Origin of the sequence: Pseudomonas sp. MPC6 (assembly GCF_006094435.1) — a bacterium.
GTDB lineage: Bacteria > Pseudomonadota > Gammaproteobacteria > Pseudomonadales > Pseudomonadaceae > Aquipseudomonas.
Map to the genome: position 1 here is coordinate 74,452 of NZ_CP034783.1, position 20,246 is coordinate 94,697.

Annotated in this window: 15 protein-coding genes; 10 read left to right on the plus strand and 5 right to left on the minus strand. The window is 59.3% G+C overall.

Annotated elements, in window-relative coordinates:
• Window positions 1-39 precede the first annotated feature (39 nt).
• From aspA to ELQ88_RS02320, 6 genes are all read left to right on the plus strand, one after another.
• Entirely contained in the window at window positions 40-1,464 is a 1,425-nt protein-coding gene (gene aspA / locus ELQ88_RS02285; RefSeq protein WP_128874529.1) for an aspartate ammonia-lyase, read from the plus strand.
• A gap of 338 nt (window positions 1,465-1,802) precedes the next feature.
• Entirely contained in the window at window positions 1,803-2,807 is a 1,005-nt protein-coding gene (locus tag ELQ88_RS02295; RefSeq protein ID WP_138963421.1) for an asparaginase, read from the plus strand.
• A gap of 164 nt (window positions 2,808-2,971) precedes the next feature.
• Window positions 2,972-3,964 carry an AraC family transcriptional regulator gene (locus ELQ88_RS02305; protein WP_138963423.1) on the plus strand — a complete coding sequence of 331 codons (993 nt, stop codon included), beginning with the start codon at window positions 2,972-2,974 and terminating at the stop codon, window positions 3,962-3,964.
• A gap of 161 nt (window positions 3,965-4,125) precedes the next feature.
• Window positions 4,126-5,157, plus strand: coding sequence for a histone deacetylase family protein (locus ELQ88_RS02310; protein WP_128874532.1), 1,032 nt, complete (start codon window positions 4,126-4,128; stop codon window positions 5,155-5,157).
• 12 nt (window positions 5,158-5,169) lie between these two features.
• Window positions 5,170-6,285: a polyamine ABC transporter substrate-binding protein gene (locus ELQ88_RS02315; RefSeq protein ID WP_128874533.1), complete on the plus strand. Its 1,116-nt coding sequence runs from the start codon at window positions 5,170-5,172 to the stop codon at window positions 6,283-6,285.
• Window positions 6,286-6,493: 208 nt separating this feature from the next.
• Entirely contained in the window at window positions 6,494-11,014 is a 4,521-nt protein-coding gene (locus tag ELQ88_RS02320; RefSeq protein WP_138963425.1) for a DUF6543 domain-containing protein, read from the plus strand.
• A gap of 28 nt (window positions 11,015-11,042) precedes the next feature.
• Here ELQ88_RS02320 and ELQ88_RS02325 read toward each other — a convergent pair whose 3' ends face one another.
• Window positions 11,043-12,593 (minus strand): PLP-dependent aminotransferase family protein, encoded by a 1,551-nt coding sequence (locus ELQ88_RS02325; protein WP_138963427.1) that lies wholly within the window; start codon window positions 12,591-12,593, stop codon window positions 11,043-11,045.
• Between the two features lie 90 nt (window positions 12,594-12,683).
• On the opposite strand from ELQ88_RS02325, the gene ELQ88_RS02330 reads away from it, so the two are divergent.
• Genes ELQ88_RS02330 through ELQ88_RS02340 form a run of 3 tightly spaced genes read left to right on the plus strand, consistent with a single transcriptional unit; the run spans window position 12,684 to window position 14,452 of the window.
• Entirely contained in the window at window positions 12,684-13,307 is a 624-nt protein-coding gene (locus ELQ88_RS02330) for an FMN-binding negative transcriptional regulator (RefSeq protein ID WP_128874536.1), read from the plus strand.
• Between the two features lie 9 nt (window positions 13,308-13,316).
• Window positions 13,317-13,769, plus strand: coding sequence for a GNAT family N-acetyltransferase (locus ELQ88_RS02335; protein ID WP_128874537.1), 453 nt, complete (start codon window positions 13,317-13,319; stop codon window positions 13,767-13,769).
• 11 nt (window positions 13,770-13,780) lie between these two features.
• Window positions 13,781-14,452 (plus strand): GNAT family protein, encoded by a 672-nt coding sequence (locus tag ELQ88_RS02340; RefSeq protein WP_138963429.1) that lies wholly within the window; start codon window positions 13,781-13,783, stop codon window positions 14,450-14,452.
• A gap of 76 nt (window positions 14,453-14,528) precedes the next feature.
• Here ELQ88_RS02340 and oadA read toward each other — a convergent pair whose 3' ends face one another.
• Together oadA and ELQ88_RS02350 are read right to left on the minus strand one after the other, a co-directional pair.
• Entirely contained in the window at window positions 14,529-16,337 is a 1,809-nt protein-coding gene (oadA, locus tag ELQ88_RS02345) for a sodium-extruding oxaloacetate decarboxylase subunit alpha (protein WP_128874539.1), read from the minus strand.
• An 11-nt stretch (window positions 16,338-16,348) separates the two neighbouring features.
• Window positions 16,349-17,764, minus strand: coding sequence for an acetyl-CoA carboxylase biotin carboxylase subunit (locus tag ELQ88_RS02350; protein WP_138963431.1), 1,416 nt, complete (start codon window positions 17,762-17,764; stop codon window positions 16,349-16,351).
• Window positions 17,765-17,954: 190 nt separating this feature from the next.
• On the opposite strand from ELQ88_RS02350, the gene ELQ88_RS02355 reads away from it, so the two are divergent.
• Complete coding sequence (locus ELQ88_RS02355) at window positions 17,955-18,917, plus strand: LysR family transcriptional regulator (protein ID WP_138963433.1); 963 nt, start codon at window positions 17,955-17,957, stop codon at window positions 18,915-18,917.
• Here ELQ88_RS02355 and ELQ88_RS02360 read toward each other — a convergent pair.
• Both ELQ88_RS02360 and hexR read right to left on the minus strand, forming a co-directional pair.
• Window positions 18,859-19,071 (minus strand): hypothetical protein, encoded by a 213-nt coding sequence (locus ELQ88_RS02360; protein ID WP_128874542.1) that lies wholly within the window; start codon window positions 19,069-19,071, stop codon window positions 18,859-18,861. The genes ELQ88_RS02355 and ELQ88_RS02360 overlap by 59 nt on opposite strands.
• 253 nt (window positions 19,072-19,324) lie before the next feature.
• Window positions 19,325-20,191 carry a transcriptional regulator HexR gene (gene hexR / locus ELQ88_RS02365; RefSeq protein WP_028620399.1) on the minus strand — a complete coding sequence of 289 codons (867 nt, stop codon included), beginning with the start codon at window positions 20,189-20,191 and terminating at the stop codon, window positions 19,325-19,327.
• Window positions 20,192-20,246: the final 55 nt, after the last annotated feature.

Here is a 20,246-nt window from a genome sequence, read left to right on the forward strand (position 1 = left end):
TCCGGCACAGCCCGGGTCCATATCGAGATGATTTCTATCATGTCCTCCGCTGCATCTTTCCGCACAGAAAAAGACCTGCTTGGCGTACTCGAAGTACCTGCTCAAGCGTATTACGGCATCCAGACCCTGCGAGCGGTGAACAACTTCCGCCTCTCCGGCGTTCCGATTTCGCATTACCCGAAGCTGGTTGTTGGCCTGGCAATGGTCAAACAGGCTGCCGCTGACGCCAACCGCGAGCTGGGTCATCTGAGCGAAGCCAAGCACGCTGCCATCAGCGAAGCCTGTGCCCGATTGATCCGCGGCGATTTCCACGAAGAGTTCGTGGTGGACATGATTCAAGGCGGCGCTGGCACTTCGACCAACATGAATGCCAACGAAGTGATCGCCAACATTGCGCTGGAGGCCATGGGTCACCAGAAAGGCGAATACCAATACCTGCACCCGAACAACGACGTGAACATGGCGCAGTCGACCAACGACGCCTACCCGACTGCCATCCGTCTGGGTCTACTGTTGGGTCACGACGCGCTGCTGGCCAGCCTCGACAGCCTGATCCAGGCGTTCGCCGCCAAGGGTCAAGAGTTCAGCCACGTTCTGAAGATGGGTCGTACCCAGCTGCAAGACGCCGTACCGATGACCCTGGGGCAAGAATTCCGCGCCTTCGCCACCACGTTGGGCGAAGACCTGGCACGCCTGAAGACTTTGGCACCTGAACTGCTGACCGAAGTGAACCTCGGCGGCACCGCGATCGGCACCGGCATCAACGCCGACCCGCGTTACCAGCACCTGGCCGTGCAACGCCTGGCACTGATCAGCGGTCAACCGCTGGTTCCGGCCGCCGACCTGATCGAAGCCACCTCCGACATGGGCGCCTTCGTGCTGTTCTCCGGCATGCTCAAGCGCACCGCGGTCAAGCTGTCGAAGATCTGCAACGACCTGCGCCTGCTGTCCAGCGGCCCTCGCACCGGCATCAACGAAATCAACCTGCCGGCGCGTCAGCCAGGCAGCTCGATCATGCCAGGCAAGGTCAACCCGGTTATCCCGGAAGCCGTCAACCAGGTGGCGTTCCAGATCATCGGCAACGACCTCGCGCTGACCATCGCGGCCGAAGGCGGCCAGCTGCAACTGAACGTGATGGAGCCGCTGATCGCGTTCAAGATCTTCGACTCGATCCGTCTGCTGCAACGCGCCATGGACATGCTGCGCGAGCACTGCATTGTCGGCATCACTGCCAACGAAGAGCGTTGCCGCGAACTGGTCGAACACTCGATCGGCCTGGTCACCGCACTGAACCCCTACATCGGCTATGAAAACGCCACCCGCATCGCCCGTATCGCCCTCGAAAGCGGCCGCGGCGTGCTGGAACTGGTGCGCGAAGAAGGCTTGCTCGACGACGAAATGCTCGCCGACATCCTGCGCCCGGAAAACATGATTGCTCCGCGTCTGGTGCCTCTGAAGGCATAACCGAACGCCCGGCTCTTCTCATCAAGAGCCACGCTCACCAGGTCGAGGGACTAGACACCTCTCACCTTTTGAGGGCTTGGGGATTTAATCCCCAGGCCCTTTTTTTTGGATTTGTGGTGCTTGGGCTGGCCCCTTCGCTGGCAAGCCAGCGCCTACACAGGCAACCCGGTCCCCTGTAGGAGCTGGCTTGCCAGCGAAGAGGCCCTCAAGTTCAGCCCAAACCCTACAAAGCACCTCCGTTTCAACGCCTGCACAACAACCGCGTACGCCCAACGTGACACCAGGTGCCGTCAGCGTCATGCTCACCCGCATGCTGTCATCGCTCTCGGAGAACCCTCATGAATTCCTCGAATTATCCCGCAGCCCGGCACGTCATGGTGCTCTACACCGGCGGCACCATCGGTATGCAAGCCAGTGCCCACGGCCTGGCCCCGGCGTCCGGTTTCGAAGCGCGGATGCGCGAGTACCTCTCCAGCCAGCCTGAGCGGGTAGTGCCGCAATGGCGCTTTCGCGAGATGTCACCGCTGATCGACAGCGCCAACATGAGCCCGGCTTACTGGCAGCAACTGCGCGAAGCGGTGGTCGACGCTGTTGATGGACAAGGCTGCGACAGCGTACTGATCCTGCATGGCACCGACACGTTGGCCTACAGCGCTGCCGCCATGAGTTTTCAGTTGCTCGGACTGCACGCCCGCGTAGTCTTCACCGGCTCGATGCTGCCGGCTGGCGTGATCGACAGCGATGCCTGGGAAAACCTCAGCGGGGCACTGGTTGCTTTGGGCCAGGGCCTGGCACCGGGCGTTCATCTGTACTTCCACGGCGAACTGCTGGACCCGACCCATTGCGCGAAGGTTCGCAGTTTCGGTCGTCATCCCTTCAAGCGACTTGAGCGTCAGGGCGGCGGTGTGAAGGCGACATCCCTGCCAGCACAGCTGAATTACAACCAGAGCAAGCAATTGGCGAAAGTCGCCGTATTGCCGCTGTTCCCCGGCATTGGCGCCGAGCAGCTGGATGGCGTTCTGAATAGCGGCATTCAGGGTTTGGTGCTGGAGTGCTATGGCAGCGGTACCGGGCCAAGCGACAACCCAGCGTTTCTTGCCAGCCTGGAACGGGCGCGGGACAAAGGGGTGGTGGTGATCGCGGTAACGCAATGCCATGAAGGTGGCGTCGAGCTGGATGTTTATGAGGCCGGCAGCCGATTGCGTGGCGTTGGCGTGCTGTCGGGTGGCGGCATGACCCGTGAAGCCGCGTTCGGCAAATTGCACGGATTGCTGGGTGCCGGACTCGACACCGCAGAAGTACGGCGCCTGGTCGAACTCGACCTGTGCGGCGAGCTCGGCTGACACACCCCCCCCTGTAGGAGCTGGCTTGCCAGCGAAGAGGCCATCACTTCCAACATTGATGTCGCCTGACACGCCGCCTTCGCTGGCAAGCCAGCTCCTACAGGTGCTCGTCATTGGGCATGTAACTTGCTGCGCTCCAGCCATCCCAAGGCTGGAAGCCACCCATGCTCCACTCCCACCTCACCACCCTCAACGCCGTGTCCCTGGTGCTCAACGCCTTTAAGGCCGACGGATTGTCCAGCGAGGCGCTACTGGCGGGCAGCGGCATCAGCCCCGCGGATCTGAACCGCGCGGACACCCGCATCACCACCAACCAGGAAATGCAGGTTTGCGCCAACGCCGTCGCGCTCAAGCGTGACATCGGCCTGGAACTGGGCCGGCGAATGCACGTTTCTTCCTACGGCATGCTGGGCTATGCCCTGCTCACCAGTGCCACCTTCGGTGACGCATTACGTCTGGCGATACGTTATCCGGCGCTATTGGGAACACTTTTCGAGTTGAGCCTCGAGGGCGACGGCGAACGTATCTGGTTCGTGGCCGCCGACTACAGAGAAAATCCGGCGCTGGCCGTATTCAACGCCGAGTTCTGCCTGGTGTCGTTGAAAATCATCTGCGACGACCTGCTCGGCCATCCGCTGCCATTGCTGGCTGCCCGCTTCGAACATGTCGCGCCCGACTATGAAGCCAGCTACGCCGAACACTTCAACTGTCCGCTGCGCTTCGAGGCCCGGGATAATGCCTTCGCTTTCGACAATCGCTGGCTCGACCAGCCCCTGCCGCTTGCCGATGTCATCACCCATCAGGCCATGGCCGAACGCTGCCGCAAACAGAACACCGAGTTCACTGGACGCCAGGCCTGGCTGGGACGGATTCGGCAGCTGCTTCGGGCGCAACTGCACGCGGCACCGGGGCTGGAGGGGTTGGCCGAGCAGATGAACTGTTCGACGCGCACGTTGCGTCGGCATCTGAAGGACCTTGGGTGCAGTTATCAGGAGTTGCTGGATGAATTGAGATTCGAACAAGCCAAGCTGATGCTGTGTGAAGACCAGATGCCGATCTACCAGATCGCCGAGGCGCTGGGCTTCAGCGAGACCGCGAGCTTTCGTCATGCGTTTGTGCGCTGGAGCGGCGTGGCGCCCAGCCAGTTTCGACCTTGAATCATTCGTTGCCTGAAATACCGCTATTGCGTCAATAAGGGGCGAATTTCGGTCAAACCTTTTGGCCATATCGATCCCCTTTTGGCCTTTCCTGCCGTTCTCCCAAACGCCGCGCCCCGCAAGACTGTGTTCAACCTAATCAGCCTGCGGAGAACAAGAAAATGCTGACGATCTACTCGGACGATCACCATCTGCACCACGGCCGTTGTGAATTGATGGACGGGCAATTGATGCCCTGCTTCGAAATGCCTTCCCGTGCCGACCACGTTCTACAGCGCGTGCGAAACCGCGACCTCGGTTCGGTGGACGCGCCGCAGGATTTTGGCCTGGGGCCGATCCAGCGCATTCACGACCGCGACTACCTCGACTTCTTCAAAGGCGCCTGGGCGCGTTGGACCGAGTTCAATACCGACGGTGACTTGCTGCCCTACACCTGGCCGGCCCGCACGCTGCGCCGGATCAAACCCACCAGCCTGCACGGCCAGCTCGGCTATTACAGCTTCGACGGCGGCGCACCAATCACCGCCGGCACCTGGCAAGCGGCGTACAGTGCGGCGCAAGTGGCGCTGACTGCCCAAGCCGCCATCCAGCGCGGCGCCCGCAGTGCCTTTGCCTTGTGCCGCCCGCCGGGACACCATGCCGCCAGCGACTTGATGGGCGGTTATTGCTACCTCAACAACGCCGCCATCGCCGCCCAGGCCTTCCTCGATCAGGGCCACAAAAAGGTCGCGATCCTCGACGTCGATTACCACCACGGCAACGGCACTCAATCGATCTTCTACGAACGCAGCGACGTGCTGTTCACCTCGATCCACGGCCATCCAGAAGCCGAATTCCCGTTCTTCCTCGGCTACGAAGATGAGCTCGGTGAAGGCCCCGGCGAAGGCTTCAACTTCAACTACCCTTTGCCCGCCGGCTCGGGCTGGGACACCTGGAGCGCTGCGCTGGAGCAAGCCTGCAAAGAGATTGAAAAGTACGACGCCGACATCATCGTCGTGTCCCTGGGCGTCGACACCTTCAAGGACGACCCTATTTCCCAGTTCAAGCTCGACAGCCCGGATTACCTGGCGATGGGCGAGCGCATCGCACGCCTCGGCAAGTCGACATTGTTCGTGATGGAAGGCGGTTATGCGGTAGAGGAAATCGGCATCAACGCCGTGAACGTTCTCGAAGGTTTTGAAAGCGCTCAATGAGGAATTGAAACAATGAATCAACTCAAGCGTTTTATCGCTCCCGCACTCTTCCCTGCAGTGCTCTGCGCCACCGTGCTCAGTGGCGCCGTGCACGCGCAAGAGCGAACGTTGCGCGTCTACAACTGGTTCGACTACATCACCCCCAAGGCACTGGAAGACTTCAAGACCCAGAACACCCAGACCAAGCTGGTCTACGACATCTTCGACACCAACGAAGCATTGGAAGCCAAGCTGCTGACCGGCAACTCCGGCTACGATGTGGTGGTGCCCTCCAACGTGTTCCTCGCCAAGCAGATCGAAGCCGGCGTGTTCCAGCCACTGGATCGCAGCAAGCTGCCGAACTGGAACCACCTCGATCCCAAGCTGATGAAGCTGATCGAAGCCAACGACCCCGGCAATAAATTCGCCGTGCCCTACATGTACGGCACCATCCTGATCGGCTTCAACCCGGACAAGGTCAAGGCTGCCTTGGGCGACAATGCGCCGGTGGACAGTTGGGACCTGATCTTCAACGAAGAGAACATCAGCAAGCTCAAGCAGTGCGGCGTCGCCCTGCTCGACTCGCCGTCGGAGATCCTTCCGCTCGCCCTGCAACACCTCGGCCTGGACCCCAACAGCAAGAAGCCGGCGGACTACGCGAAGGCTGAAGCCTTGCTGATGAAGATTCGTCCGTACGTCACTTACTTTCACTCATCCAAATACATGGCCGACATCGCCAACGGCGACATCTGCGTCGCAGTCGGTTACTCCGGCAGTTTCTCCCAGGCCGCCAACCGCGCCAAGGAAGCCAAGAATGGCGTGATCGTCGACATGCGCCTGCCGAAAGAAGGCGCACCGATCTGGTTCGATATGCTTGCCATCCCCAACGGCGCGAAGAACCCGCAAGACGCCTACACCTTCATCAACTATTTGCTGCAACCTCAGGTGATCGCGCCGGTCAGCGACTTTGTCGGCTATCCGAACCCGAACAAGGATGCTACGGAAATGGTCGACCCGGCGATCCGCAACAATCCGAACCTGTACCCGACCGAAACGGCGATGGGTACGCTCTACACCCTGCAACCGCTGCCGCGCGATGCCGAACGCGCGCGAACCCGGGCCTGGACCAAGATAAAATCAGGTACCTAAGCCTTGAAAACCTCCTGCTGCTGCCAGGAGGTTTGTTTTTCAAGTCAGGGACAAGTATTGCAAGTCGCTGACCTTAATACTGGCTTCCCCAAGCGTTTGTTCGCCTGCGGTAATTAGTTACCACCTCCCTTCAATCGCAGGCCTCTACCTTCGATGCCATCGCCAGGATTGACGCGTTCGTCTGATCCCTGCATCGAAGGAAACAACCATGACAGACAACACCGACAGCGGCAAAACCGAACCTCTTGTGGAAAAAAGCGACCTGGTCAACCAGACAAGCCACGGTCCCACACTAAACGAGGTCGCGTCGCACTTGCTGCGCCAAATGCTGAAAGAACAATTCCCCGACCTGGACATCGACCCCGACAAAGCAGTTGTCGGCAGCCCGCAATGGCAAGTGATCGACGATGAGGTCCAGAGCGGGCCGATCCGTTACGAATCGCTGACCCATGCGCTGGTGAGTCACGGGCTCAACGGAACGACTGTGGACTATATCGAAGGGGACCACTTCCTGACGCTGGAGCCGCAGGCCGACGACCCGGTCCAACTCGCGGTCAGCATCGAGCAAGTCGCCCTGACGCTCAATGAAGCGGTCGCCTTGTTGTTCATTGAATTCCAGGGCCGCCAGCTGAGTTTCTGGAATCAGAAGGTGGATGAGCGACCTCGCTGGCAAACACTTTCCGACTCGCTGCGAAAGGCGCTCAATGTAAACCAGGTGAAAGGCTGGGATGCGGACGAGTGCACCATGGCCCGGGAAGTCTTCGCAGACCCGGACAGAACTTCACGGAAAAACACGAATACCGATTTTTCGACCGTTCAGGCGTGCCTGATCGATATCGACGTCGTTGAAAATGAAATACCCAGGCATCTTCTGGTCGGCGGAGCACTGGTGATCAAGGCAACTTACCGCCTTCGCCAGCTCATCGTCCTGTACACGATCGAGCGAGGCTACGAGTCGTTCGATTCGCTGGAAAAACTCGGAAGCACCCTGCCTGGGCGGCTCGACCAGCTGCCGACAGGGGCCGCACTGGAATGGCGATTATTCGAGCCCGATGGCAACGTTTTCGATCATATGGCCTGGGCGTTGGTGTCATCGCAACTAGACAGCATTGATCAACTCAGATACGCCGACGCGTACACCGACGTACCGGAGCCCGGAAAGGGGCTGGATACCCTCGATCAATCACGTGTCAAACAACTGGACGCGGCAATCCCTGACTGGCTGCGCAATGCACCCGCCAAGGACATGGATGATTACCGTCGTTACATCACCGCCCTGGGGAAACTGTATCGCAAGGCCAAGTACAGGGTCGCGAGAACCGAAATACCCTCCATCAGGCAATTTGCTCACCAATCGATGCGTGACGCGATCATCGCCGATACACGTGCAGTGGGTGCCGCAGCACTGCCGTGGGACGCCTTGCAAATCGAGGTGATCAACAGCTTTACCGTTGATAATTTCACCCTGCCCAACCCTCTTGATCAGCACACTGAAACACTGGCTGAGTTCGCGCTGGAGAACAATGCGCCCTATAGGGCGGCACTCTCGTTCAAAAACGGTGCGCAGGTTCCTGACTGGCTGACGCCGCAATTGCTCACCCGCATAGCGGCCAACGTGGACGTAGGCGGTGCCTACCCGGCACTGATCAAGAAAACGCTGATCGATGACCCGGTCACATCCCAACGTCAGGCCCACTTCTATCGTGATCAATTACGCTGGCTGTTACCGCTCAAGGCACTGGAAGAGAAGATCAAACAAGAGTCGGGGGTTACCGAGCAAGGCTATCAGTACATTTGCCAATGGATGAATGCTGGCCCTGCCAACCCCATCGCTATCTACCCCCTGACGCTGAGGCCGCAACACCGCTTGATCAGCGCCAGCGACCCCGTGACCAACATGTTCATTATCAGCCCTCGGGACGATACCAAGGGGGCCTGTCTGCTTTACCGGCCGATGCAGGATGTACCGTTGATGCAGTTCCCCTCGCGGCAGAATCTGCTCTATGCCTTGCACCAGCCCGGAGAGCTGCGCGATTCGGTACTTGCCTGGCTTGCGACCAAAACGCTGAGCTTCGAGTATTCCCAGTACGTGTTTCCGGTGGGGTTGCCGTCTCCGTGGTTAGCGGCTGAACAACTGGTCAATCCTTTCCTCAGGGCGGAGCAGTTCGGGCGAGTGGTATTGGAAACCCAGGAAATGACTGGGGACACTCTCACTGTACTGTTCAGAAAAAATGCCCAGGCGCTGGTCACCCTTGCGGACCGCCAGTCGCAATCGAATGCCGAGCGGCGCTGGACGCTGCTCAAAGACAGCAGCTGGGCATTGTTCGGCGTCGCGACCAACTTCCTCAGTGGCGCCGTCGGCACCGCGGTCTGGGCCTGGCAGGTTATCGAGCAAATTCAACAAGCCCTCGACGCCCATGAAAAAGGCGACAGCTTTAACCAGTGGCGATCCGAGGCAGACATCCTGTTATCCCTGGGTATTCTGCTCAGTCATCACGCGGTAATGCGGCGTAAAGCGCTGTCCAACAAGCCCCGTATCAGCCCCGAGCCGTTGGAAGAGCGCGCCGTTCCATCCCCCGCGACCACCGCCATCACGCTGGACACCAGCCGCTTGCTCCGAGAACTTCCATCGGCTCATAACGCTTTGGTAGAGACCGCCGGGTCAGTTCCCCGGCGTACGCCATTGGAACTCGGCACCTACCTGGACACCCTCAAAGTCACGTCGCCAGACTTGAACAACGAAGAGGTCAGCCGCACTAACGAGAAACCACCCCATCTCTATCATTTTGATCAAAAAACGTACGCCAATGTCGGTACGCGCTGGTTCAACGTCAGCGTCACCGAGGATGGCCAAGTGCAGATCGTTTATCCCGATGATCCTGGAAAATATGGCCCATGGCTGACCAATGATCGTGACGGGAGATGGGTTCTTGACCTGCGATTGCGCCTGAGGGGCGGCGGGCCAAAAAATCGTCTCAAAGCCCTGCTAAAGGAGAAGGGTGAACGGAAAAAAAAACTGCAAACAGAACTGGATCTGTTTCAAGGCAAGAAGGTCGCGGAAGGGGGCGAAGAGCAAAAAAAGAACGATGTGATCAAGGCTCAGGCAGATATGTTTGCAGCCACGGAAGAGGACCATGACCGATTAACAACCGTTTACGTGGAAAAACTGGACGTGATGATCCAAGCCTACCAGCAGGCCCTTGAGCAGCTCAAGGAATGGCATACGTTGGGCGGCAGTGAGGGTTACATCCATGACTCCCTTCGAATGCATACCGAATTGCAGAAACATCTTTCGTTCTGGTTCGTCGTAAAAAAAAGTGAATACGCCAAGCTGACCAATGTCTTGCGGTCTGAAACCTCGATAGAGGAAACATCACAGCAAACCCATGTCAGGCATGTGCAGCAAGCAACAGACTTAAGCCAGGCGATGGTCGAAAAACTTGGACTATCACGCTCGGCGCTCGATGCAATGCGAACGCTTGGAAGGCCAGGCATTGAACAGGCACAGGCCATCCGCAAAATGACCCCTTTATTCACTGAATGGGAACTCAAGGCCAATGAAATCGGTATCGCTCAGGAACTGTGCATGGAAGATCAGGCCAGCGTGACAATACCGCAGGCTCGCAGTGACGTCGCAAAACTGATCGTCAGAGGGGCCACCGCCGCCCACCGGATTGCACAGCTCCTGAAAAAAACAGCAGACGATACCAGCCCGCAAAAACAGATCGAAGAGCTGAGTCAGATACTCGAAACCTTTGCCGATATCGACCAGCGACTTCTGGAACTGCCAAAAACCTATCCCGGTCATTTCAAGCAGGCGCGACTTGACCATCTGCGCGACCTCATTGGCGGATTTGCAACAAACGCTCAAGTCCTGCGCTTATCGCTGATAAATGAGGAGAAGTCCTTGAACCCGAGTGAGTCTGCCGGGCCTTCGAAGTCGGCAGCGCCACACCCGACGGGCAAGGTGAGAAAGACCCGGCCGCGGCAGTCGACCAGCAGTGAAGCACCGCCGACCATTGACGAGTCTCTTGGCTTGCTCACTTTGGAAAGTCGTCCAAGACTGCCATCGACGCTGAGTGACGGTGAAATCATCAGCAAAGGTCTGATGCTGTCTGAAGATGCAGATCCGTTCATCAAACGTACCATCAAGGACGCTTATCGACCTTCGCGTGTCCCTGCTGACATGCAGGACATATTCGATCAACAAGCAAGCCGGCTCGAACAAAGCGCTACCAGCGTTGACGAGGTTTGGTCCCGAACGAAGGAATTTCCGGTGCGCAGTTTAGCGCCGCAATTACGTGCGGCAGCTGCGACAATGCGCGAAACCGGCAAAAGCATTCGCGCCAGTCTCTACACATTGAGGAAGCCCACCCAGTCTATATTCAGATGGATGCATGAGAATGCTCAGATTGAATTGCGCCGAGACAAAGGCCGAATCAAGACTAAGCAGCTGGGCGATTATTTTCAGGAATACCGGATTCTCGACAAGACCCATAATGCTCGGGAACTCTGGGTCGCCCATTTCCATTACCCTACCCTGAAAAGCCCTCGAGACTATCCCGCTGCCGCGCACCTGAAGATCTCGGAAACCTATCTGAAAACGCTTACCGAGGAGCAACAAAAAACATTCGCCACAGTCGAGCCCATCGATGGGGTTTTGCGCAAGATCGATGACCCGGTGTTACGAAAGCTGTTTTTTGACCTGGAGCCTGTAGTCGAAGACTGACGTGTAACCCTGACGGGGGGTGCATGACTCATGTGCGCCAGATTCTGTCCAAGCGCCGGAGTGCTTCGATGATGGCGACTTCGGGCACCGCCGCAAAACCCAGGACCAGTCCGGCGCGCTGGTCCTCCGGTTGTTGCGAGTCCGGCAACCAGTAGCTGCTCAGGGCATTGATCTCGACATCGACGCTGGCCGCTTTTTCGATCAGCGCCTGCTCGCGGGCCACAGACTCGACCGCGACCGTCAGGTGCAGCCCTGCCGCGACACTCGGCAGGCTACCGATACCGGGGATACCCTGGGGCCAACCGGACAGCAAAGTGTTACGCCGGCTCAGCGCAGCACGGCGCATACGCCGAATGTGTCGCTGGAAATGCCCTGCAGCCATGAACTCGGCCATCACCGCCTGTGTGCTGACCTCGGAATGCCGTACATCCACCGCACGACGTTGGGAGAATGCATCCACCAATGCTGGCGGCAATACCAGATAACCCAGGCGCAATGCCGGAAAGGCGACTTTGCCGAAGGTCCCGACGTACAGCACCCGCCCCTGGCGATCGAGTGCCGCCAAGGGCGCCAATGGCGCGCCGCTGTAGCGGTATTCGCCATCGTAGTCGTCCTCGACAATCCAGCCTTGGCTGCGTTCAGCCCAGGCCAGCAGTTCGAGGCGACGTGCCAGGCTCATGACCACCCCGGTCGGGTACTGATGCGACGGCGTGACATAAGCCAGGCGACAATCACCCAGTTCCGCCAGTTCGGTGCAATCGATTCCCTCACTATCTACCGCTATCCCATGCAATCGCGCCCCAGCCACTGCGAACGCATGGCCCGCCGCCCGATACCCCGGATTCTCGAGCGCCACCCCATCGCCCGGCTCCACCAGCAGCTGTGCACAAAGGCTGATCCCCTGCTGCGCGCCACTGGTGATCACTATTTGCTCAGCCGTGCACTGCATGCCTCGTGAACTGCGTAAATATGCGGCAATCAGGCCGCGCAAGCGCCCATCGCCTGCCGGATCGCCATAGCACAGCTGCTGCAAATCCGGTTTACGCCAGAAAGCCGCGTTCAGCTTGGCCCACACCTCAAACGGAAACAGATCAAAGGCCGGAACGCCGACCCGAAACGCCCGGGGTGGACCGCTCGGCGGCGTTGCCAAATGATTCTTTTCCACCCTCTCCAAGGCACCACTGTGGATAACTTTACTGGATGAAACCACAGCTAAATCCGCGCAATTTGTGGATAAGGCTGTGGGTAAGCCTGTTGACAACCCTGTGGATACTTTTGTGGATAGTTTTTTAGCCGGCAGCATCGCGTGAGGCAGTTGCGCAACATAAGTGCCGTCGCCAACACGCCCTTCGATGAAGCCCTCGGCGTAGAGCTGATCGTAGGCCCGGACCACGCTGTTGCGGGAAATCGCCAATGCCGCCGCCAGATCGCGACTGGCCGGCAACCGCGTGCCACTGGCCAATCTGCCGTCGAGCACGCGTACCCGTAACGCCTGATACAACTGCCGGCTCAAGCCCTGACGGCGATCAAGTTCGATACCCGCAGGATTGAACGACAAGGACGGTGATTCGCTGGTCATGGCAATGGACCTATGAAATTGGTCATTAATGGCTCTTACAACAGACCAATAGCCTGCCTAGGATGAACACATTCGCCAAGGAAAATCTCCATGTACACGCCAAGCAACTTTGCCATCAACGATTTGCCTGAATTGCAGCAGCAGATACTCGGCACCCGCCTTGCCGTGTTGGTTACCCATGGGGAGGAAGGCCTGCAGGCCAGTCATCTGCCACTGCTGCTTCGCCCCGACCAAGGTCCGAACGGTACCCTCTACGGTCACTTCGCCCGGGCCAATCCGCAATGGAAAGCATTGCAGAACGGCGCTCAAGCACTGGTGATTTTTGCCGGGGCCGATGCCTACGTCAGCCCGGGGTTCTACCCGAGCAAAGCCGAACACGGCAAGGTCGTGCCGACCTGGAACTACGTCGCCGTGCACGCCTACGGCACGGCCGAGGTTTTCACCGACGCTGATCGCCTGCGCGATCTGGTCAGTGCTCTGACGGATCGTCATGAAGCAGGTCGAAACAATCCGTGGAAGGTCGCGGATGCGCCCGCGGACTACATTGACGGGATGCTCAAGGCCATCGTCGGTTTTGCCTTGCCGATCCAGTGCCTGGAAGGTAAGCGCAAACTCAGCCAGAACCGCAGCCCTGCCGATATCGCCGGCGTGCGCGAGGGGCTCGCCGCCAGCCCCGATGCGCATGACCAGGCCCTCGCCCACTTGATGCGTTAAGGAATGAACATGAGTCAGATCGAGATTCGCCAGGTCACTGCCGATGATCATGCGGCCTGGTTGCCGTTGTGGCAGGCCTATCTGCGTTTCTATAACACCGAACTGCCCGAGGCCGTCACCCAAAGCACCTGGCAGCGCCTGCTCGACCCTGATGAACCGACCCACTCGGCGCTGGCCTGGGCCAGTGGCGAAGCGGTAGGGATGGTGAACTTCATCTACCACCGTTCGAACTGGAGCATCGAAAACGCCTGCTACCTGCAAGACCTGCTGGTAACGCCCCAAATGCGCGGCACCGGCGTTGGCCGCAAGCTGATCGAATATGTGTACGCCACAGCCAAAGAGGACGGTTGCTGCAAGGTCCACTGGCTGACCCACGAAACCAACGCCACCGCGATACAGCTCTACGAGCGCATCGCCGAACGTCCTGGTTTCATCCAGTTTCGCAAGGCCATCCAAGGTTAAGGGAGCACAGCATGACGACTTCACTCGCGGACTGGAAAGGCGTTCCGGCACCGACGGTTCAAACGATCGAAGGGCGCTTCATCCGCCTGGAAAAACTCGACCCGGCACGCCACGGCGACGGCTTGTGGAATGCCCTGCAAGGCCCAGGCTCCGATCCGAAGCTGTGGGACTATTTACCCTATGGACCCTTCCCGGAGCGCAGTGCATTCAATGACTGGCTGAATAATCATGCGGCCAACAGCGACCCGTATTTCTTCAGCGTGATCGATCGCGCCAACGGCGAGGTGCAAGGCATCCTCAGCCTGATGTCGATCGTGCCGTCACAGGGCCGAATCGAGATCGGCCACGTGACCTTCGGCGCACCGATGCAGCGTTCGCCAAAAAGCACCGAGGCGGTTTATTTGCTGGCCAAGGCATCCTTTGATCTGGGTTACCGGCGCCTGGAGTGGAAATGCAACAACGACAACGCCCGCTCCAAGTACGCAGCCGAACGGCTGGGGTTCAGCTTTGAAGGGGTGTTCCGCCAGCACATGGTGGTCAAGGGGCAGAACCGGGATACCGCGTGGTATTCGATTCTGGACGCGGAATGGCCAGCGATTGGCGGGGGGTTTGAACGGTGGCTGTCCGATGAGAACCAGACGGATGCGGGGCAGGTGAAAACCCTGGCTGAGTGTCGCGGTTAGGGGCTGTGCCGAACCCATAAAAAAAGGGGAGCACATGCCCCCCCGAGGTTTAAAGCGTTGAATCGAGGCTGTTAACTCAGCCTTCGATTTCGATCAGGATTTCGCCCGGGTTTACCCGGTCGCCCTTGGCCACGTGGATGGCGGTGACTTTGCCGGCGATGGCTGCCTGGACTTCGGTTTCCATCTTCATCGCTTCGGTGATCAGTACGGACTGGCCGGCTTTGACCATGTCGCCTTCCTTGACCAGCACGTCGACGATATTGCCTGGCATGGTGGTGCTGACGTGGCCCGGTGCAGTCGCTTGCTTGCGCTTGCTGCTGCCGCCGCCGACGAACTCGTTGAGCGGTTCGAACACCACTTCTTCCGGCATGCCGTCGATGGACAGGTAGAAGTGACGCTTGCCTTCCGCCTTGACGCCAACGCCAGTGATGTCGACGCGGTAGGTTTCGCCGTGGACGTCGATGACGAACTCGGTCGGCACGCCTTCGCCACCGGCGGAGGTCACGCCGCCCGCTTCCGGAATCGGCAACAGCACTTCTGGAGTCAGGGTGCCGGCAGCGCGTTCTTCGAGGAATTTGCGCCCGATGTCCGGGAACATGGCGTAGGTCAGCACGTCTTCTTCAGACTTGGCGACGGCGCCGATTTCGGCACGCAGCTTGGTCATTTCCGGCTTGAGCAAGTCAGCTGGACGGACGTCGATCACCTCTTCGCTGCCGATCGCCTGACGACGCAGTTGTTCGTTCACGGTGCCTGGCGCCTTGCCGTAGCCGCCTTGCAGGTAAAGTTTCACTTCGTTGGTGATGGTCTTGTAGCGCTCGCCGGCCAGCACGTTGAAGAACGCCTGGGTGCCGACGATTTGCGAAGTCGGGGTCACCAGCGGCGGGAAGCCGAGGTCTTCGCGAACCCGCGGGATCTCCGCCAGCACTTCGCTCATGCGGTTGAGGGCGCCCTGCTCTTTCAACTGGTTGGCCAGGTTGGAAATCATCCCGCCCGGTACCTGGTTGACTTGCACGCGGGTGTCGACAGCGGTGAATTCGCTTTCGAACTGGTGATACTTCTTGCGCACGGCGTAGAAGTACAGACCGATCTCTTGCAGCAGTTCCAGGTTCAGGCCTGTATCGAATTCGGTGCCTTTAAGGGCAGCGACCATCGATTCGGTGCCTGGGTGGCTGGTGCCGGATGCGAAGCTGGAGATCGCGGTGTCGATGTGGTCGGCGCCGTTTTCGATAGCCTTGAGTTGGCACATGGTGGCCATGCCAGAGGTATCGTGCGAGTGAATGAACACGGGCAGCGACTGCTCGGATTTCAACGCCCGGACCAGTTCGCCAGTAGCGTAAGGAGTCAGCAGACCGGCCATGTCCTTGATCGCCACCGAGTCGCAACCCATGGCTTCCATTTGCCGGGCCTGGGCCACGAACGCGTCGATGGTGTGCACCGGGCTGGTGGTGTACGCGATGGTGCCCTGAGCGTGTTTGCCGGCGGCTTTTACCGCCTCGATGGCCGTGCGCAGGTTACGTACGTCGTTCATGGCATCGAAGATGCGGAACACGTCGATGCCGTTGACCGCTGCCTTGGCGACGAAGGCTTTGACCACGTCGTCGCTGTAGTGGCGGTAGCCCAGCAGGTTCTGACCACGCAATAGCATTTGCAGACGCGTGTTAGGCAATGCGGCACGCAGTTGGCGCAGGCGCTCCCACGGATCTTCTTTGAGAAAACGTACGCAGGCGTCGAACGTCGCGCCGCCCCAGCATTCGAGCGACCAATAGCCGACTTTGTCGAGCTTGTCGCAGATCGGCAGCATGTCTTCGGTGCGCATGCGGGTGGCGAGCAGCGATTGGTGGGCGTCGCGCAGGATGGTGTCGGTTACATGAATCTTCTTGGACATTGTTTTATTCCTCACAGGCCTGCGTGGGCGGCGATGGCGGCGGCGATGGCCAGGGCCAGCTCTTCGGGTTTGCGCTTGATCGAGTAGTTGGTCAGTTCAGGGTGGCTTTCAACGAAGCTGGTGTTGAACTGGCCGCTACGGAATTCCGGGTTGCGCAGGATTTCCTGGTAGTACGCGGCGGTGGTCTTGACCCCTTGCAGACGCATGTCGTCCAGAGCTCGCAAGCCACGGTCCATCGCCTCTTCCCAGGTCAGCGCCCAGACCACCAGTTTCAGGCACATGGAGTCATAGAACGGTGGAATGGTGTAACCGGTGTAGATCGCCGTGTCGGTACGCACGCCGGGACCGCCGGGCGCGTAGTAACGGGTGATTTTGCCGAAGCTCGGCAGGAAGTTGTTTTTCGGGTCTTCGGCGTTGATCCGGAATTGCAGCGCGAAACCGCGGTGCTGGATGTCTTCCTGTTTCACCGAAAGCGGCAGGCCGGACGCGATGCGAATCTGCTCGCGGACGATGTCGATGCCGGTGATTTCCTCGGTGATGGTGTGTTCCACCTGCACCCGGGTGTTCATCTCCATGAAGTACACCTCGCCCTCGGCGAGCAGGAACTCCACGGTACCGGCGTTTTCGTAACCCACGGCCTTGGCCGCACGCACCGACAGGTCGCCGATGTAGGCGCGCTGTTCCGGGGTCAGTTGCGGGCTCGGGGCGATTTCGATGAGCTTCTGGTTGCGGCGCTGGATCGAGCAGTCACGCTCGAACAGATGCACCACGTTGCCAAAGCTGTCGCCGAGGATCTGCGCTTCGATGTGTTTCGGATTGACGATGCATTTTTCCAGAAACACTTCCGCCGAACCGAACGCCTTGGTGGCTTCGGAGATCACGCGGGGGAACGCCTGCTCGAGTTCTTCGCGGCTGTTGCAGCGACGAATGCCGCGACCGCCACCACCGGAAGTGGCCTTGAGCATCACCGGGTAACCGATGCGCTCGCCTTCGACGAGGGCTTCTTCGATCCCCGAAACATTGCCTTCAGTGCCCGGGGTGACCGGCACGCCAGCCTTGATCATGCTGCGGCGAGCTTCGGTCTTGTCGCCCATGCGGCGAATCACTTCAGCCGACGGGCCAATGAATTTGATACCGCGCTCGGCGCAGATCTCCGCCAGTTCGGCATTTTCCGAAAGGAAACCGTAGCCTGGGTGCAAGGCATCGCAGCCGGTTTCCACAGCCAGGTTCACCAGCTTGCGCGGGTTCAGGTAGCCGGCCAGCGGATCGGCACCGATGCTGTGGGCTTCGTCCGCACGCTTCACATGCAGGGCATGGCGGTCGGCGTCGGAATAGACCGCGACCGAGCGAATGCCCATCTCGGCGCAGGCACGCACGATTCTTACGGCAATCTCACCACGGTTGGCGATCAGGATCTTTTTTATCACTTGGAGGTTCCCTTGAGCCGGTGGTACCCACGACCTGCTAGACCAGGTCGACGCGTGACCAAATGTTTCAATTTAGTCGCAGCCCCACACTAGCCCCCACAAGGGATTAACAAAAATGATTAATTATTGGGTCATGCATAAGTAAAGACTTATAGTTGACGCATCAGTCTGCCGACGGAGACCTTTAATTATGCGTAAGTCCTTGATGCGTCTGACATTGCGTCAGCTGCAGATCTTCAACGAAGTCTGTGATTTGAGGTCCTACAGCCGTGCAGCCGAAGAAATGTCGCTCACACAACCTGCCGTCAGCCTGCAGATTCGTCAACTCGAGGAGCTGATTGGTCAGCCCTTGTTCGATTACGTAGGCAAAAAACTCTACATGACGGAAGCGGCCGAGGCTTTACAGCGCGCCAGTCGGGACATTTTCGGCCGCTTGGAAAACCTCGATATGCAGCTCTCGGACATGCAAGGCTCGTTGCAGGGCCAACTGAAACTGGCGGTGGAATCCAGCGCCAAGTATTTCGTGCCGCATCTGTTTGCCGCGTTCAAGCGCCAGCATCCAGAGGTGAACCTGCAACTGACGGTGGTCAACCGGGGGCAAGTGATTCGACGTCTTTCCGATAATCGCGATGACCTGGTGATCATGTCCATGGTGCCGCAGGATATGGGCCTGGAATTCCTGCCGTTCCTCAACAACCCGATCGTCGCCGTGGCGCCACCGGATCATCCGTTGTGTCACATGGGCCCTCTACGCTTGCAGGACCTGGAACCTTACACACTCCTGCTGCGCGAGTCCGGTTCCGGAACGCGGCTGGCCTGTGAAGAGTATTTCAAGGAGAAACGTGTGCACTTCAACCAGACCCAGGAGGTCTCGTCAGCCGAAGCGCAACGCGAATGTGTGTCGGCGGGTCTGGGCGTGGCGCTGTTGACGCGCCACGCCCTGAACCTTGAATTGGCGACCGGCGGCCTGATCGAGTTGCCGGTCGAAGAGCTGCCGCTGTATCGCAGCTGGTGCCTGGTGCAGGCCAAGGCCAAGCGACTGTCACCGGTGGCGCACGCGTTCCTTGCGTTTATCCGCAGCGAGCGGCTGCAGATCAGCGCCCTGGTTGAGCGTTTCGACGGGAAGCCGCGGGAGCTGCCTGCCAGTAGTTGAGTTCCAGTTCGTCGGGAAAGTCGCCAATCTCGGCCAGCAGCTGGCGGCGTTCGCAACGATCTTCGATGGCGCGGCGAAATTCCATGCGGCGCTGGTCTTCCTGCTGGCGACGGGTTCTGACGGCGCTGTTGCGTTCTTCGTAGGGCTGGGCCATTTCGAGTCTCCCAAGGCGATGACGGGAGTTACAGGATGGGCATGGGGGATGACGGTTTGGCGGCTTGCGGGTTACAGGCAGATGAAAGTTGTCGCTTTAGAGGACGCCTTCGCGGGCAAGTCGGATCGCCGCACCGCCGCTCCCACAGGGATCGACTGTGTTGCACAAAATGTGTGAGCACCATGAACCCTGTGGGAGCGGGCTTGCCCGCGAATGAAGGTCGGAACGACCTTCCAGCCATCTGGGGTCAGAATCAGTCGTCCAGCGCTTTCACCGACTTGGGCGACAGTCGCAAGCTGCGCAGGCTGCGCTTGACGCTCTTGAGGTGATTGACCAGGCTCGGCCCGCGCGCCATGGCCACGCCCATCGCCAATACGTCGATCACCACCAGGTGGGCGATGCGCGAAGTCAGCGGTGTATAGATTTCGGTGTCTTCATGCACGTCGATCGCCAGATTGACCGTCGACAGCTCGGCCAAGGGTGTCTGGCTCGGGCACAGGGTGATCAGCGAGGCGCCGCTTTCTCGCACCAGGTTGGCGGTGATCAACAGGTCCTTGGAGCGCCCGGACTGGGAAATGCAGATCGCCACGTCGGTCGGCTTCAGGGTCACCGCCGACATCGCCTGCATGTGCGGGTCGGAATAGGCCGCAGCGGTCAGCAGCAAGCGGAAAAACTTGTGCTGGGCATCCGCCGCCACCGCACCCGACGCCCCAAAGCCGTAGAACTCCACACGCTGGGCCTGGGACATGAGCGTCACGGCCCGCTGCAACTCCACCGGATCGAGCCGCTCGCGGACCTCCATCAGGGTGTGCAGGGTGGTGTCGAAGATTTTCAGGCTGTAGTCAGCGACCGAATCGTCTTCATGGATCGCGAACTGCCCGAAGCTCGCACCCGCCGCCAGGCTCTGCGCCAGCTTCAGCTTCAAATCCTGGAACCCGGAGCACCCGATGGCGCGGCAGAACCGCACAATCGTCGGCTCGCTGATCCCCACGCTATGGGCCAGGTCGGCCATGGAACTGTGCATCACTGCCGCAGGGTCAAGCAGCACGTGGTCGGCGACCTTGAGCTCCGACTTGCGTAACAGGTGGCGAGACTGGGCGATGTGTTGCAGCAGATTCAAAGGGATCGACTCTTTGTTATTGGCAGGTGCCGGGGATGTAGCAAGCTTGTAGTTA